This window comes from Natronomonas sp., assembly GCF_046483325.1.
Classification (GTDB): Archaea; Halobacteriota; Halobacteria; order Halobacteriales; family Haloarculaceae; genus Natronomonas.
Genome location: NZ_JAWODL010000011.1, coordinates 1 through 15881 on the forward strand (window position 1 = coordinate 1; position 15881 = coordinate 15881).

At 59.9% G+C, this 15881-nt stretch carries 18 protein-coding genes and 1 pseudogene; 8 read left to right on the plus strand and 11 right to left on the minus strand.

Annotated features, from left to right (window positions below; all coding sequences use genetic code 11):
• Positions 1-136 precede the first annotated feature (136 nt).
• Positions 137-523 (minus strand): annotated as a pseudogene (locus R6U53_RS02230) (TFIIB-type zinc ribbon-containing protein); the annotation flags it as partial.
• A 166-nt stretch (positions 524-689) separates the two neighbouring features.
• On the opposite strand from R6U53_RS02230, the gene R6U53_RS02235 reads away from it, so the two are divergent.
• The 4 genes from R6U53_RS02235 to R6U53_RS02250 all read left to right on the plus strand — a co-directional run bounded on the left by R6U53_RS02235 (position 690) and on the right by R6U53_RS02250 (position 2944).
• Positions 690-914: a MarR family transcriptional regulator gene (locus tag R6U53_RS02235; RefSeq protein ID WP_410320744.1), complete on the plus strand. Its 225-nt coding sequence runs from the start codon at positions 690-692 to the stop codon at positions 912-914.
• Positions 915-969: 55 nt separating this feature from the next.
• On the plus strand, positions 970-1239 hold the full coding sequence (gatC, locus tag R6U53_RS02240) for an Asp-tRNA(Asn)/Glu-tRNA(Gln) amidotransferase subunit GatC (protein ID WP_410320745.1): 270 nt from the start codon (positions 970-972) through the stop codon (positions 1237-1239).
• Entirely contained in the window at positions 1236-2507 is a 1272-nt protein-coding gene (gene gatA / locus R6U53_RS02245) for an Asp-tRNA(Asn)/Glu-tRNA(Gln) amidotransferase subunit GatA (RefSeq protein WP_410320746.1), read from the plus strand. The genes gatC and gatA overlap by 4 nt, the downstream gene beginning before the upstream one ends.
• 236 nt (positions 2508-2743) lie before the next feature.
• Entirely contained in the window at positions 2744-2944 is a 201-nt protein-coding gene (locus tag R6U53_RS02250) for a hypothetical protein (RefSeq protein ID WP_410320747.1), read from the plus strand.
• A gap of 34 nt (positions 2945-2978) precedes the next feature.
• Here the strand turns inward: R6U53_RS02250 and R6U53_RS02255 are convergent, their stop codons facing one another.
• From R6U53_RS02255 to R6U53_RS02265, 3 genes are all read right to left on the minus strand, one after another.
• Positions 2979-3758: a CPBP family intramembrane glutamic endopeptidase gene (locus tag R6U53_RS02255; RefSeq protein ID WP_410320748.1), complete on the minus strand. Its 780-nt coding sequence runs from the start codon at positions 3756-3758 to the stop codon at positions 2979-2981.
• Between the two features lie 114 nt (positions 3759-3872).
• Positions 3873-4397 carry a winged helix-turn-helix domain-containing protein gene (locus R6U53_RS02260; protein WP_410320749.1) on the minus strand — a complete coding sequence of 175 codons (525 nt, stop codon included), beginning with the start codon at positions 4395-4397 and terminating at the stop codon, positions 3873-3875.
• 6 nt (positions 4398-4403) lie between these two features.
• Positions 4404-5279, minus strand: coding sequence for an alpha/beta fold hydrolase (locus tag R6U53_RS02265; protein ID WP_410320750.1), 876 nt, complete (start codon positions 5277-5279; stop codon positions 4404-4406).
• A gap of 423 nt (positions 5280-5702) precedes the next feature.
• On the opposite strand from R6U53_RS02265, the gene R6U53_RS02270 reads away from it, so the two are divergent.
• A complete protein-coding gene (locus R6U53_RS02270; protein ID WP_410320751.1) occupies positions 5703-5942 on the plus strand; it encodes a hypothetical protein in 240 nt (79 codons plus the stop codon).
• A 497-nt stretch (positions 5943-6439) separates the two neighbouring features.
• Positions 6440-6748, plus strand: a complete 309-nt coding sequence (locus R6U53_RS02275; RefSeq protein ID WP_410320752.1) for a HalOD1 output domain-containing protein — start codon at positions 6440-6442, stop codon at positions 6746-6748.
• Positions 6749-6776: 28 nt separating this feature from the next.
• Here the strand turns inward: R6U53_RS02275 and R6U53_RS02280 are convergent, their stop codons facing one another.
• The gene (locus tag R6U53_RS02280; protein WP_410320753.1) at positions 6777-7580 is read right to left on the minus strand and encodes a TrmB family transcriptional regulator; all 804 of its coding nucleotides are present in this window, start codon (positions 7578-7580) and stop codon (positions 6777-6779) included.
• Between the two features lie 376 nt (positions 7581-7956).
• On the opposite strand from R6U53_RS02280, the gene R6U53_RS02285 reads away from it, so the two are divergent.
• Positions 7957-8757 carry a TrmB family transcriptional regulator gene (locus tag R6U53_RS02285; RefSeq protein ID WP_410320754.1) on the plus strand — a complete coding sequence of 267 codons (801 nt, stop codon included), beginning with the start codon at positions 7957-7959 and terminating at the stop codon, positions 8755-8757.
• 418 nt (positions 8758-9175) lie between these two features.
• Here the strand turns inward: R6U53_RS02285 and R6U53_RS02290 are convergent, their stop codons facing one another.
• Positions 9176-9478 (minus strand): hypothetical protein, encoded by a 303-nt coding sequence (locus R6U53_RS02290; RefSeq protein ID WP_410320755.1) that lies wholly within the window; start codon positions 9476-9478, stop codon positions 9176-9178.
• 377 nt (positions 9479-9855) lie between these two features.
• Here R6U53_RS02290 and R6U53_RS02295 point away from each other — a divergent pair, with 377 nt between their 5' ends.
• Complete coding sequence (locus tag R6U53_RS02295) at positions 9856-10119, plus strand: hypothetical protein (protein ID WP_410320756.1); 264 nt, start codon at positions 9856-9858, stop codon at positions 10117-10119.
• 13 nt (positions 10120-10132) lie between these two features.
• Here R6U53_RS02295 and R6U53_RS02300 read toward each other — a convergent pair whose 3' ends face one another.
• The 5 genes from R6U53_RS02300 to R6U53_RS02320 all read right to left on the minus strand — a co-directional run bounded on the left by R6U53_RS02300 (position 10133) and on the right by R6U53_RS02320 (position 15729).
• The gene (locus tag R6U53_RS02300) at positions 10133-10408 is read right to left on the minus strand and encodes a hypothetical protein (protein WP_410320757.1); all 276 of its coding nucleotides are present in this window, start codon (positions 10406-10408) and stop codon (positions 10133-10135) included.
• Entirely contained in the window at positions 10405-11499 is a 1095-nt protein-coding gene (locus R6U53_RS02305; protein ID WP_410320758.1) for an SPFH domain-containing protein, read from the minus strand. Before R6U53_RS02305 ends, R6U53_RS02300 begins: the two co-directional genes overlap by 4 nt.
• A gap of 191 nt (positions 11500-11690) precedes the next feature.
• A complete protein-coding gene (locus tag R6U53_RS02310; protein WP_410320759.1) occupies positions 11691-12482 on the minus strand; it encodes an enoyl-CoA hydratase/isomerase family protein in 792 nt (263 codons plus the stop codon).
• A gap of 140 nt (positions 12483-12622) precedes the next feature.
• Positions 12623-13702 (minus strand): ATP-binding protein, encoded by a 1080-nt coding sequence (locus tag R6U53_RS02315; RefSeq protein ID WP_410320760.1) that lies wholly within the window; start codon positions 13700-13702, stop codon positions 12623-12625.
• On the minus strand, positions 13702-15729 hold the full coding sequence (locus R6U53_RS02320) for a response regulator (RefSeq protein ID WP_410320761.1): 2028 nt from the start codon (positions 15727-15729) through the stop codon (positions 13702-13704). The genes R6U53_RS02315 and R6U53_RS02320 overlap by 1 nt, the downstream gene beginning before the upstream one ends.
• Positions 15730-15881 lie beyond the last annotated feature (152 nt).

The window sequence follows — 15881 nt, forward strand, 5'->3', positions numbered from 1 at the left end:
ATTTACGAGGATGCCTTTTTAGGAGAGATTGAAGAGAAAGACTTACCTCTCCTAGACCCAGCTCAATATCGCGCAGTAAAGGGACCTGCCATTAGCGAAGAATTAATAAAGGAATCCCTTAATTTATTGATGAATGCTGAAAAACCTTTAATCGTTTCTGGTGGGGCGACTTGCCGTAGGCGTCTTTGTCCTGCCAGCCGATGTTGGTCGAGAGCCCCTTGTCGTGCATCATATTCGTCGTCGGCGCGCCGACGCGCGATTTTTGATCCTTCTCGGCGCTGTCGAAGGCGCGCCACTCGGGCCCGCGGTCGATCTCGTCTTCTTCGACCACCAGCCCGCACTCCGTGCACACCGTCTCGCCGTGCTCCGAGTCCGCTTCAAGCCGGGCGCCACACTCGGGGCAGGTCAGTTCGGTCTCGGTCTCGGATTCGGTTGGTTCGCGTTCGAGGTCGTCCGTCTGCTCTCCCGTATCAGCCTCGCCGTCGCGTTCGTTGCGGTACCGTCGGACAGTGGAGTTGGTCATTGTGAAATGTTTTTGTTCCGCAAAAGTTGTTTTCAGTATACACATTGTTTTTCTCGCAACTTAAAAATTGTGGCCTCGGAAGCGACAATTTCTACCCGGTTCTTCACGAACATCGAAACGGCTCAGTCCGACCGAGCGGAAGTCTGATACCGATGGAATGACAGAAATGAACGAAGGCAGCATGGATCGAGGGCTCGAACGGGACGTGTTGGAACTACTCGCCGAGGAGCAGTGCTCGGTCTCCATGATTGCCAACGCGCTCGATCGCCACCCGGTCACCGTCGATAGACAGTGTTACGACCTTCAGACGGACGGTTACATCGCGATCGCCTCCAGCGGCGGTACGTACAGACTGACCGTGAAAGGGCGCGAACGGCTGGCCGAGGAGTGACGAGTGAGAACGACCATCCGAAACCCTTAGTGACGCCGCAGGTCCAAGCTAAACCATGACTGTCGACGACGAGGAGGTCCGCCACGTCGCACAACTCGCGCGCGTCGACCTCGACGAGGCGGAGGTCGAACGGTTTACCGACCAGTTCGCCGAGATCCTCGAGTACTTCGAGGCGCTCGATTCGGTGCCGGAGACGGAACCGGAGCCCGAACTCGCGAACGTGATGCGCCCCGACGAGGTCGAATCGGGGCTAACCCAGGAGGAAGCGCTCCGCAACGCCCCTGAGACGGAGGACGGTTATTTCAGGGGACCGAAGGTCTCATGAGCCACAACGCGTTCATCACCGAGGCGCGAATCGAGGGCGACGACGACGGCGCACTCGCCGGCCGAACCGTCGCCGTCAAGGACAACATCTCGACGGCGGACGTCCGGACGACCTGCGGGTCGAACACCCTCAAAGAGTACGTCCCGCCGTACGATGCGACCGTCGTCGAGCGACTGAAGACCGCGGGCGCGACGGTCGTCGGTAAGGCGAACATGGACGAGTTCGGAATGGGGACGACGACCGAGACGTCGGCGTTCGGGCCGACGGAGAACCCCGCCGCTGAGGGACGCGTTCCGGGCGGGTCATCCGGCGGGTCGGCGGCGGCCGTCGCGGCCGGCGAGGCCGATCTGGCGCTCGGTTCCGACACGGGCGGGTCGGTCCGCTGTCCGGCCGCTTTCTGTGGCGTCGTCGGCATCAAACCGACATACGGCCTCGTTTCGCGGTACGGACTCGTCGCGTACGCGAACTCGCTCGAACAGATCGGACCGCTCGCCCCCACGGTCGAGGCTGCCGCCGAACTGCTCGAAGTCATCGCCGGCCCCGACCCGAAGGACGCGACGACCCGCGAACCGACCGACGGGGACACCGAGTACGCGGCCGCCGCCGACGGTGACGTGTCCGGGCTCACGATCGGTGTGCCGACCGAACTACTGGAGGGCGCCGACGACGGCGTTCGGGCGGTCTTCGACGACGCGCTCGACACGCTCGAATCCGACGGGGCGACGATCGAGGAAGTGTCGCTTCCCTCGGTCGAAACCGCCGTGCAAGCGTACTACGTCATCGCGATGTCGGAGGCCTCCTCGAACCTCGCGCGCTTCGACGGCGTCCGATACGGGCAAGCGGGTGAGAGCGACGGCAACTGGAACGACGCGTTCGCCGCCGCCCGCGACGTCGGCTTCGGAGAGGAGGTCAAACGCCGGGTGCTGCTCGGCACCTACGCCCTCTCCGCTGGCTATCACGACAAATACTATAAAAAAGCTCAGGACGCACGGGCGTGGGTGAAACGGGATTTCGACGCGGCGTTCGACGAGGTCGACGTGCTCGCCTCGCCGACGATGCCCGTTCCACCGTTTAAAACGGGCGAGAGCCTCGAGGACCCGCTGCAGATGTACCTCGCCGACGCCAACACCGTCCCGGTCAACCTCGCGAACCTCCCCGCGATCTCGGTGCCCGCGGGCGAGACCGACGAGGGGCCCGTCGGCCTCCAGTTCGTCGGGCCGGCCTTCGGCGAGGCGACGATCATCCGGGCCGGTTCGGCGCTGGCTTGACGCCTGGAGCCGTAGATCACCGGACATCAGCCGGTTGGCCGTGGGTAGCCCCGTATTCGTGCGGGTCGTAGTCATCGGACCTCACGGCGTTTCCACCTCCGGGAGCGAGTGCGTCACCGGTCGTGATCCCTGCGTCTTCTCGATCCCTCCGACATGAACGTATCGACGCACGGGTGATATCGGCAATCGATGCGAGGGCCCGATAACCCAAGCCGTTGGGAACCGTACTCGGGTGTATGTCCGGAGAGTTCCCGAAAACACCACCCGAAGGCGTCCTACCCCAGCATCGTGATCGGGCCCGTGACCTCCAGTTCCAACTCCTCGTCCTCGAGGCCAGACTCGAGTCGGCGAATTTCGAGGACAAAGAGGCGTATCGACGAGCGATCCGGGAGCGCCGCGAAGAACTCGACTCGCTCCGCGGGCCGACAGCCGAATAAAGATTCCGAGCGGGTCGATGGGGACTATCAATATCTAGAGAAACGCGATCACGAGCGCCATCGCGTCCGGATCGGCGTATCTGACGCCGATATAACCGAGCGTCGCCTGCGTCGCGTTGAACAGGCCGTGCATGATCGCGACCACCAGGAGGTTTCCGGTGTACTCATACGAGAGCGCCAATACGAGGCCGACCAAAAACAGCACGGAGACGCCGAGTAATCCGGGCCCGAGGGCCCCGAAACCGGCGATGTGGATGAACGCGAAGAGTGCCGTCGCGATCGTGATCCCGGCCGCGACGCCGAACGTCTCGCGGAGTCGCGTCTGAATGATCCCTCGAAAGAGCAACTCCTCCGTCGGGCCGACGATGAGAAGCGAGAGCCCACCCAACAGCACGAATATCAGGGGATCCTGCTGTGCGAGGTCGAAGATCGCCTGCGGCTCGCGTTCGATGCCGAGTCGCTGGCCGACGACGAAGCTCCCGATCGAGCCGACGAGCCACAGGACCAACATGCCGACGAAGCCGACGCCGAGGACGATCCATCCCTCCAACGAGGGCGCTCGGATGCCGATATCTCGCAGCGACCAGCCCCGATAGCGGGCATACGCGAGCGAGACACCGGTGAAGGCGATCAGTTGGAGCGTGATGACGGAGAGGATGAACGACCACCGCAAGGAAAGATCGAAGCCGAGCGCGGTCAACGACAACCCGAGGGCGAGAGCGAGAGCGTTACCGCCGCCGTACGCGGCGATCGCGAGCCCGATGGCGACGAGGGAGGCGAGGAGAGGTGCAGGGATCCGAGCGCGAAGGGACATACGGACGTTACGGGACGGACGCCAATTAGTTCTGCTGTTCGGCGGGAGAAACCAACGCGTGGCGAGTTACCTTTCGGCGGCGAGAGAAGCCGGCCGTGTACAGCGGGGAGGATGTCACGTCTCGTCACCGTTGTGGAGGCTCGCGAGGATCTCGGGGTCCGTCCGGAACTTCAACACGTTCGTCACGACGGAGTTTCGGAGGTTGTCGACGACCGCGCCGTGATCCTTATAGAACTCGTGGATCCACTTCGATTGGGCATCGCGACTCGTGAACATCATCACCGATTTCCATTGGTACTCCCCGTCCGAGAGGAAGTAAAACAGCGTGTTGGGCGAGTCGCGGATGAACGTCATCGCGGGGCGCCAACCGGCTTCGAAGTTCTCGGGATTGAACTTGAACTCGAACAGGGCGAAGTAGAAGTACTCCTCGTTGGGAATGATCGCCTCGCGAAAGACGCCTTCCTCCCGCATCCCGCGGATCGACTCGGAGACGGTGACGTGCGAGACATCGATGCCGTACTTGTCGTCGAGGAGACGAGCGAGATCCCGTGAGGAGAGCTGTGGGTCCCGCGAGAGTTCACGGAGCACCAACACGTCACGTCCTTTGAATTTCCAGTCCGGCGCATCGCGCGAGTCCATGACGGGCTACTCACTCCCTGCAGTGGTGTCAGTTTCGGTTAGAAAAGTTTCGAGTTCGTCACGGTACGCCTCGGGGCGGTCCTCGACGACCCAGTGGTACGCGTCGGTCAGTTCGACCACGTCGCCGTCCAACTCCTCAGCCAGCCGCTCGCCGTGCTCGATTGGCTGCATGACGTCGTCGACCGCCCACAGACACAGTACGTCGGCGTCGATCGCGTCGTACTCGATCTCAGTGGTATGGTTCGTGTTCGTCGCCACGGCGGCCCGCGCGAGAGCGCGCTTGCCGTCCGCGCGAAGCCACGGTTCTTTCATTCCCTCGACGAAGGTCGGGTCGGCGTCTCCGTAGGCTCCGTCGGCGAACGCGAACTCCAATTTACCCTCGAACTCCTCGTCGTCCATCTCGACCGTTCGCGGAAGGCCGAAGTCCGACACGAACTCGACGGGCCACGAATCGAAGCAGACGGCATTCGAGGCGACGAGTCGATCGACCCGTTCGGGGGCGTTCGCGGCGAATCGGAGTGCGACTCCTCCGCCGATGTCGTGGGCGACGAGCGTCACCCGCCCCTCGTCGAGATCGTCGAGCAGTTCGCCGAGCAGCGCCTCTTGAGCCCGGATGGATCGATCGAAGCGATCGCGCCGATCGGAGTTCCCGTAGCCGAGGAGGTCTGGAACGACGACGCGGTAGTCGCCCTCGAAGGCGGGGGCGATCCGCCGCCACAGAAACGACCACGTCGGAATCCCGTGTAAAAACACGAGCGTCTCGGCGTCGTCGTCCGGGGCACCGCCGTCGTAGTAGGCGACGGAGAGGTCGTGACCGTCGACGGTGACGGTCGTCTCGGATTGGGCGGTACTCCACGTGTCGTGGTCTGGCGTCGTGTTCATGGACAAAGTATTTCTTCAGGAGTCGTGTTCGGATTCGTCCCGTACTGTTGGTCTTTCGGACCACGCCTATCCCCGGATGGTTCGATAGTGACACCGCGGAGAGACTGCGATTCCGGCGTCGCGGAGAGCCACACAGCGCGGTCGGAGACGTAACAGGTTCGACGGTGGACCCGAATCGACCGTTGGTCAGTCGACAGTTGGAACGGCACACACTGGTCGTCACATTCCAATGAAAAATAGATTCCCCACAAAGTCGAACAGCGTTAACAGTTATCGCAAATACGATTTCGGTATATTCCGCGTACCACCGCAGGCAGTCGTGGTGAGTCCACAGAATGAACGTGCCGATAGCGAGGATAACGAAGATGCGGACGAGCAATTTTCGAGACCTGTGTCTACAGACCATTTGCGTCCCCGCCACACGTGGCACCTCTCGAGACTGCACGGGAGGTTGCGTTGTTCCGCGATGGCGCAGTCTTCGTCCACAACGACGGCACGATCGCGGAATCGATGGTCCGAGTCAAACAACTCACTACTGCGGAATGGCAGCGGATCGACGATCCTCCCTATTCGGGATGGATAGGTGCCCGTCGCATGGGTGCGCTGGAGACCTCGACCCGCAAGGGCGTAATCGTGACGATCACACTCAGCGAAGAGAACTGACGGGTCACGGTTTTAGCTACCTTTCTCACCGGGATGACGCTCGTTTTAGCCGTTGGGCAGACGCTTGGAATGGTAGCTGATCGACTCGGGGGGACACCGGTCGTCGGTGAGCTTTTACCCGGGTTGGTGTGACCGGTTAGTCTCGGTTTCGTCGCCCCGAACGTCACGGCTATGCTCGTCCCGGTTGTCGATCAGCCGACAGTCCTCCCGTCGCTCGGGCTCGTTCTCCGCCTCGTACTGGCTGGAACGGAAGGTGACGTTCAGATGATCCGTCGCGGGAGGAGGGCGATAACCGAGAGCAGGTGGTCGTCGGACGAGCGCTGCGGGGGCACGCCCCACGCTCACCGCGAGTCTGTCACCGAGTTGCGATCGGTACAATCCATCGTCGTCGTGATGCTATCCTCGACGAAAGCGGACCTCCGACGAATTCCAGATACTGTTTTGATAATATGGGTGAAAAACGGTTAGATTTTGGGAGTCTGCCACAACGCTGTACTATGGAATATGAGATTGAGGCAGGCGAATCGATAAGCACAGCCGTGGCGCGTGCGGTGAGCGCCGTTGAAGGGTGTGAACCCCGGTCGCTTCGGCCGCTCGCGGAAGTACTCGATCCCGATGCGTTGGACACCCTGTTCGGTTCGCGCGCGGACGGCACCTCTCGATCGGGGGGTCATCTCACGTTCGTCTACAGCAAGTGTCGCATCACAGTTGACAACGGCGAGTACCTCACGCTACAGCCGATCGATCCACGAATCTGCAACGATGCAACGGAGAAGTCTAACACCACCGACAGTGGCGACCGATGACGCGTCAGGCTGGTCGTCTTCTGCGGACTCACGAGAGGGGGTCCCGCACGGTCAGGAGCCCCTGCGACATGAGTCGGCGGGCGATCACGACCAGACCGTTCCCGAATCCCTCCCCGAAGATCGCCTGTTCCTCTTTCGTCTCCGGCATGATCGAACTCACGAGGATCGTCGAGCGATCGACCAGTAACAAACGGCCGATTGCCGTCTCCTCTTCGGTGCCGTCCTCGCCGTGTAACCACTCCAAGCCCGAAATGAACGTCGTGGCACCCGGCACGTCCGTTTGAATTTGCTCTTGTAGCGGTTGAGTTAACGCACCGATGAGCAACTCGACGCCGTTCTCGACCCCGTTGAGAGTGTCGACGAGGTCCTCGGTCAGCAGCGACTCATCGCCGATAACGAGTACGATCTCGTCGGTTGCCGTCTGGATGAGCTCTTCGGTTCGATTTTCGATCCCGTCATTTCCGGACATCGCCCACACTTGTTGGACGGCCTCTTCGTCGCCCTCATCGATGATTTCGATCGTATCGAGAGCGTCGTGGAGCCGCTCGACGCGGGCGTCGTATTGGTCGCGGAGCGTTGCAGTTGCTTCTTCGAGGGAAACCGCGCGGAACCGTTGTGGACTCGAGTGATGGATTTCGACCAGGCCCTGGGCCTCCAGTACTCGAATTGCGTCATACACCCTGGTCCGAGGCACCTCAGTCAGCTCGCTGAGCCTTTTCGCCGTTCCTGTCTCTACTCGCGACAAGCCAACGAAACACCGCGCCTCGTACTCCTTCAATCCAAGTTGCTGGAGCACTTCGATCGCCTCTTCTATGTTTTCGGATGCATTCATTATCTTCCAACCGTCCCGTCTGAACGGGTTAGACTAACAGTTAGCCCGCGTACGCATAGACGTTGTCACTCAAATAGTTACTCTAGAGACGATTCAATTTGTATACCACTTGAAACGCACATTTCCACCCCCAACGGGAATATGGTGTAATCAGATGAGCTACAACTGGATTTCGGTGGAAGTAACGTGCACCGATCTGATGAAATCGGTTCGACAAAATTTCACCCGCTTAATCACAACACGTATATTTACTTGGAGTTCATACGTCACAACCAACACGCGGTACAGCACTCTGTTCCAACCACTCGCTGCTGCGTGCTGCCCCGGCCACCTCGCGTGGCAGGGTTCGCTGGGGATGCGACCACCCCATTCATTGATGAACACAGACCCTACCAAAGACCCACAGTCCGCTGCCATCGAGCAACTCGAACAGTTCGGATTGAGTTCGTACGCTGCGCGGACGTTCGTCGCGCTCACCAGCCTCGGCACCGGGACAGCCAGAGACGTCAGTCAGGTGTCGGAGGTTCCCCGAACCCGCGTGTACGATGCCATCGACGAACTACACGACCGGGGAATCGTCGATGTCCAGCAGTCCTCGCCCAAACGATTCTGGGCGATCTCCGGCGAGACCGCGAGTCGAACCTTCGAACACGAACTCAAACACCGTACGGATATCTTACGGACCGCGCTGACCGAACTCGAACCCGTCGAGCGGCAAGACGAGCAGCGCGGTGTCTGGACGGTCGATGGCCAGACCGCAGCCACAGAACGGGTCTTGGAGTTCGTGGGGAGTGCAAAAGAGGAGATCGTCTACATGACCGTCGAAGATTTGCTCACCGATGACCTGATCGGGGCGTTGAGCGACGCCGCAGAACGGGGTGTCTCGATCAAACTCGGGGGTGTTTCGAAGGACGTACAGGAGTGCATTCAAGAAGAAATCCCCGATGCGACGATGTTCGAGTCGCTGTGGGTCTGGTCGGATACTCCGGCCGGCCGACTCATGATGGTCGACGGACAGAAAACGCTCGTGAGCGCGCTCGTTAACGGTGTGGACACGAGTCCATCCGACCCACGCTTCGAGACCGCCATCTGGGGCGAAGGCGAGACGAATAGCCTGGGCACGGTTCTGAAAGCGGTTTTCACGTGGCGGCTCGAAACCGTCGGTATGGACTCCTAACGGAACCACGAGCAGAAAGCCCGCCATTCAGGGCGAGGACGTCGAGACAGAGTGTTGGTTCCCGACGTGATAGATCGATCGACGTACCATCAGCCCACTCACGTATCCCCATATCGCCGTTTCTGTTCTCCAGCACGTCTCGAACCGTGCCCGACACGTGTCGGCAGACGTGACGTCGCGTATCGACAGTCTTGACCTCGCAGTAGAACACGTGCGCCTGTCTGTAGCAGGATAGTGATCACGCGAGAGACACTTGTACAGGTCACGAAGTAAAGGCCAACAGAGCCCCCGTGGCGAGGTCGTCCGCTGTCCCACCATCCCCGCTGACCGACGTTCGACCGCGCGGCCAAGCGTCAGCGACTCCGTGTGGATCTCGTGTTCAATCAGCTACAGATGGTCTCGACGTTTCCTAACACATCTATCTCGGTTGTGGAAGGTAGTCGTCGGGCAGCGCATCACCTCTGGCTTCCAGCGCTGTAAGTATGGGTTCGGCGGCCGCAAAATCGTTCCCTCTCCTCACAGTACCAGTGTCCCGGTTCCACGCGACGAGGTCGTTCTCCTCTAGGAGCGGGAGGTGAATGTGATGGAGTCGGATAGCTCGGTCCCCTTCGTCCCTGTCAATAGAGAACGGATGGATCTGCTCCTCGTCGCGAAGCGCGATCAGTATCTGTCGGCGGCTACCGTCCGATAACGCGCGCATAATTCCGTCAAAATTGGTCATCTCCCGAATAGATGGAGCATACGAACGTTTCAAGCTTTCACTTTTCACACTTGATTGTGTTGTGATTAAACGAGTTATGAGTACGAACGGACAGTCGTCGCGAGAAGATGACAGCGGTGCTCAGCGGGTACTGGAGGGGATTCAGTTAGCCCACACGGTTGATCGAGGATGACACAGGGCTAGGGAGAGACGCTAAGCTACCACCGCGATACCTGTAGACAACTCTACAACCACACTCTGTACCGTTTCAACCAGATCCCCGAAGCCGAAGGAACGGTCACACAGCGCGTCCGACAAATCCGTAACGAGTTCCCGACCTCCAAGAGTGGTGGGACGACTTGACCGACGTGTACTCAAAGGTACTCCAGCCTACCGTTATGCAGATTTCACGGAGTCTCAAGGCGAAAGCCAACGAGTTCAGTGGTGGGATGAAGCCGACAGCCGGCGACCCCGTGAACATCGGCGCGATCGTCGGTTGTGATACCGAGTCCGAGGTAACGAGACGCACCTTTTGGGGGGAGATGAAGCCCGATAGCTCGGTCGGGGGCCGAACTGACACGGCCCACAACCCCACCGCGTACGAGGGGGGACCCGCCCGCCGTGGACTGCCCGGCCTGTGGTCGGGAACCCCGCGGCTTTAGCCGTGGGAGAATGTCAGACGCTGGTGACAGACTCGTTCATGAACGCGAACGCCATCTGCTTCGCTGTTTCCAAGTCGGCGGCGGTTCCAAGGTCGCCATCGTGCCCCGAGTGATGCACGTTGTATTTCCAGACGTTCTCTCCGTCGATGACCTCGTTAAGATATACTGTGCTTCTGGTGTGTTCCTGGCGATAGAGAACCGTGGTATACTCGCGGCCCATGAATTCGTCGTGTGTCGTCCGCTCGGTTTCCAGCACCCAACCTGTCGGGAGGTTCTGTTCGGAAATCATGCTCCGTCACCGGCGTGGTGGACACCCTCGGAATTTTGGATCCCATTCTTGACCGCCTTGGCCTGTTGCTCTAACTCCTCGATATCCATCTCAGCGGACCGATCAATTTCGCCGAGAATCTCCTTGATGTCGTCGAGACCGATGAGTTCGCGCGTCTCTGCATCGAATTCCAAGCTGTCTAGCTGCTGTCCGTCGGTCGCCACCTCGCTGCCGGTGAGGTGTTTGCCGTAGCGGCCGACGAGCGAGGTGAGTTCCTGGGGGAGGACGAACGTCGTCGACTCGCCCTTGCCGATCTCCTCCAAGGTCTCCATGCCGCGTTCGATGATGGCGCGCTCGCCCATCGATTCGGCGGATTTCGCGCGGAGGACCGTCGAGATCGCGTCACCCTGCGCCTCGAGAATCTGGCTCTGCTTTTCACCCTGCGCGCGGATGATGTTCGACTGTTTGTCACCCTCGGCCTTCTCGACGGCGGAGCGGCGTTCCCCCTGCGCTTCGAGGATCGTGGCCCGACGTCTCCGCTCCGCGCCGGTTTGCTGTTCCATCGCCTGCTGTACCTCCTGGCTGGGGTTGACCTCTCGAACCTCGACTGACTCGACGCGGATTCCCCATTCGTCTGTGGGTTCGTCGAGTTCCTTGCGGATGCGAGCGTTGATCTCCTGACGCTTGTTCAGCGTGTCGTCCAGTTCCATGTCGCCGATTACTGCCCGGAGCGTGGTCTGTGCGAGATTCGAGACGGCCGTTTTGTAGTCTTCCACCTCGAGGAAGGCCTTCTTCGCATCCATCACACGGAGATAGACGACCGCATCCGCTGTAACGGGTGAGTTGTCGCGGGTGATCGCCTCCTGTCGGGGCACGTCCATTGTCTGGGTACGCATGTCGAACGTGTACGTGCGCGAGACGAACGGCGGGACGAAGTTGATGCCAGGCTCGAGCAGTTTGCGGTACTCGCCGAACACCGTGAGCGCCTGTTTATCATAGGCATCGACGATCCGCACCATCTGCCAGACCGTTACCACTGCCAGAACCAGTACGACCAAGCTAACGATCGCGAATATGGACGTCGTAATCTGTAGCTGGAACAGGTAAGACATATGCTCTACAGTTCTCCCCAAAACTGTATCAAACGACAACATTTTCATACAGGTTCGAGTTTTTATTATGCGAGTTACACGACGGGCATAGCAATCTCGTTGGCTGTCTGACGTCCTCCCACGGCTAAACGGGTGGGCTTTCGCCTCGCTACCGCTATAATACGGAGATTAAGATGGAATCGCTTCGGAGGTCAGCGACCCTCGAACTCGGGCTCTCGTCCCTCCAAGAACGCGGTCGCGCCCTCCGCGTGGTCGTGGCTGTCGAAGACAGCCGCCTGCGCGATCGCCTCGTTGTCGAGTGCGTCCTTCAGTGAAGTGGAAAAGCTCTGCTCGATGAGCTGTTTGGAGGTCTTGAGCGCGACCGTCGGTCCGCTGGCGATGTGACCGATGTACTCCGCGGCATGTTCCTCGAAGTCATCCTCGAAGACCTTGTTGAACAGCCCGAGTTCCTCAGCGGCGTCGGCGTCGAGCAGTTCGCCCGTGAACACCAGCTCTTTGGCCTTGCTGGTGCCGACCTGTCTGGGCAGGAGATAGGACGTCCCGGTGTCGATGGCGAGCCCGACCTGCCGGAAGCCGAAGCTGATCTTCGAGTCCGCCGACGCGATCGTCACGTCGGGCGCGATGGCGAGATTCCCACCGGCGCCGTAGGCGACGCCGTCGATCTTCGCGATCGTCGGCAGATGGAACTCGGCGATACGCTGGATCGCGCGGCTCAGGACGAGTCGAACCCTGTCGACCGCGTCGTTGAGGTCGGCTCCCTCTGCCTGTCGTTCGGTCATCGACTTGATGTCGCCGCCGGCGCAGAAGGTTCCCTCGGCACCCGTGAGGACGAGACAGCGGACCTCATCGGTCGTTTCGGCCTCGTCGACGGCGTCGACGATCGCAGTCGCCATCGACGCGTTCAGGGCGTTTCGGTTCTCCGGGCGGTTCAGCGTGATCGTCGCGACACCGTTCTCGATGTCGAGGCGTACTGGGTCGGCCATGGAGTACGGTGACAATTGGCTTCCAAGATATAAAACCAGGCGATCGTGTCGGCTGCGTCGCCGCTCACACACTTGCCCACCGATATGAAACGTCTCCCGGCCGCCAGTGGGAGCCAGCGGCGAGGCGCTCCCTCACAGATTTATTCGTCGGGGTCTACCAGCGGAAGTATTACGCTGAAGACGCTCCCGTGGGGTTCGTTATCGGAGAGATAAATGTCCCCGTCGTACTGTTCGAGGAGCGTCTCCACGAGCGATAGTCCGAACCCGGTTCCGGAGCTTCCGAGAAGTCGCTGTCCCCCCTCGAAGATCAGTTCTTTCTTTTCATCCGGAATCCCCGGCCCGTCGTCGGCGATATGGACCGCGACTCGCCGATCAAGCATCGTACTCGAAACGGTAACGGTCGGGTCCGTGCGATCGCTGTGTTGAATAGCGTTCGTCAGCAGGTTCCGAAAGACCGCCGAGAGCAGTTCGTTGACCTGGACTTCGACATCGGGAAGTTCGTTTTCGATGGTGATCGTTGCGTCCTCCGAGACCGTCGAGATGTTGGCAACCTCGCGTTTGAGAGTGGGAGCGAGCCGGATCGGATCCGGGTTATCAGAAAGCGTTACGATCATCGCAGTCATATCGCGGGCGGTTTCGGTCAGTTCCGCCACCTGAGTAAGGATGTTTTCGATTCGTTCGAGATTCTCCGCGTCAATCGATCCCTCCCGTTTTGTCGACCGGATGATATCGAGGCCGAGGTTGACTTCGTTTCTGATGTCGTGGCGGACGACCTGATTCAGTACTTCGAGTTGATCGACCTGTAGTTCGAGGATATCCCTACGGGTCTGTCGGTCGGTTACATCGTGTGCCAATCCACCCCACGAGATCAGACTCCCTTCTCGATTTCGCACGGGAAAGACGACCTCCCGAATGGGGGCTGTCGTCCGATCATTTTTGAGTCGATACTCGATTTCCCGCCGTTCGACGGCCACCTCATCTATCGCCCGGTCCCGAAGCGCTTCCAGAAGCGTCCGATAATCGTCGCGGTCGTCTGGATGAATCCTTCCGACGTAGACGTCGGGGTCTTCGTATGCGTCGCGTCGATCAATGTCAAACACTGATTCGACCCCCTTATTCATGTAACTGATCCGGCTCATGTCATACGGTCGAAGCCAGACGGCTCCCGGGAGATCCTCACAGACGCGCCGAAACACCGAATCCCCGTTCGGATCGGCCATTAGCTCAACTCCGCCGCGTCCGGCTGGGCGTCGGCCGACGTGCGGTAAATACTACTAAATACCTTCTGTTGGGCCGTCCGGAGATGTTGGAGATACGTCGAGTGGGCGACTCCGAGCGCGTCCGCGATCTCGGCTGCAGAACTCTTTCGTGGCCGTTCGTAGTATCCGTGGTGATAGGCCGCCCGTAGTGCAGCGGCCTGTTTCTCGGTGAGCTCAGCGGTGTTGATCGGCGATCCCAATTCGATGCGGTCGTCGGAGCGCTCGGAGGCGATCTTCGATCGGGTCGAAACAGCCCCATGTTTCCGTTCGATCGCCTCGACGACATCGGAGAGGCTCCCGCGTGAGGGGAGTTCGAGGCTGAGCGTTGCCCGTTCGGCGGTGACACTCGAAGGGCCGACCACCGCGGCATGGGTGGTGAGCGTCAACTCCGGCGGCAACTCTGTGATCGAAAGCTGAATCCGTGGAGGGTCGCCGTCGTCGATGATCGTCGTCTCCTCGATGGCCGAATGCGTCTCGGCAGCGTCGAGGAACCGATCAAGTGGGATTCCAGACAGTGTGACGTACTGCATCGAAAGCCTCTCGGAGTATCGGTGTGTTCCTTCGACGGTGATTTCGGCGGCGGCAGGGTCGGATGCCGACTTGGAGAGGAGGTCGGTCAGATAGTGCGTCGGTTCAGCTAATTCGAGTTCGGCTTCGACCACCGTCGGTGAGCTCAGCGCTTTTTTGATCTCGGTGTGGTGGATCGCAAATGCGAGCGCTTCGGAAAGTTCGGGGAGTAGCTCCCGTTCGCGTTCGTCGATCGCGTTCGGTTCAGCGTGATAGACGGCGAGAATACCGTAAAAAACGTCGTCATGACGCAGGGGAAGCGCCGCCCCGGAGCGATACCCACAGTCGATTGCGAGTTCTCTCCACTCGGTAGGGAACATATTCTCGAAGTCGTCGATGAATTGTGGGTCACCCGTCCGAGCAGTCCAGATACTCGGCTCCTCGGCGTTGATCCCACCCTCCGTCGAGAGTTGGAGCTCGTCGACGTACCGGTCACCACCCACGATGATCCGCGGATCGATCGAGTCGCTCGTCGTCTCGCCAATCCAGGCGAGTTCGTACCCGAAATCGGAGAGCAGCTCAGTCACTTCTCTTTCGAGTTCCTCCCGAGTCCGGGAGCGGACGAGTGCAGCCCGGACGGACCGGTTGAGTTCGCGTTCGCGCTTGAGATCCCGCTGTCTTCGCTTGGTCTCGGTGACGTCCCTGATCGAGACAGCTGTCGCGGCGTCGTTCTCAAAAGGGATCGCTCGGGTCGTATACTCGCAGTCACGGACTTCCTCGGTGCTGGTGACCAAGCGCGCCTCGAAGACGTCGTTTTGAGCGTTCCCTTGGCCGACGTCCCGGATCGTTTCGTCTACGACATTTCGATCGTCGGGGTGGATCACGGTCCCGACGAACGATGCCCCATCGAGGTTCGTCTCGTCGTATCCGGTGAGTTCGGTGAACCGTTCGTTACAGAACAGGACGCGGTCGTCCCGGAGGATGACTATCCCATCCCAGATTTGTTCGGTGATCGTCCGGTAGCGTTCCTCGCTTTCCTCAAGATCACGCTGGAGACGATACTGTCCGACGGCCTGTGTTATGCGATTGGCCAAGAGCGAGGACTGATCGACGCTCGGATCTTTTCGGAAGTAATCCGAGACACCGGCTTTGATCGCCCGTGAAGCGATATCTTCGCTTCCCTGGCCAGTGAGAAATATAAACGGGAGGTCAGGTTGCTCCTCGCGGAGTCGCTCCAATAGCTGAAGCCCATCGATCTCCGGCATGATGTAATCGGCGACGACACACTCGATCGAATCGCGCTCACGTAGCGTCATCAACGCCTCGTTGGCGCTGAGTGTAATCGTCACCTCTAGGTCAGCCTCCTGTTCGAGATCAGAGGCGAGAAACTCCGCCCACTGCTCGTTGTCGTCGACGAGCAACACCTCGATCGGTGCCATCGATGAATCGGTCGTTTCATTCTCCAGATCGGGGAGACTCATTTATATAAATCGTCTCCCACCTCTTTCGAGGCGATAGGCTCCGGACGGACACCGCAGTTCCCCGCGCTGTTCATACCCTTCACATGACGGTTGTCGATATTATTTTTTTGATTAGGATAGCGATACTGGACGAAACGGCCGCCCCGCGTGTC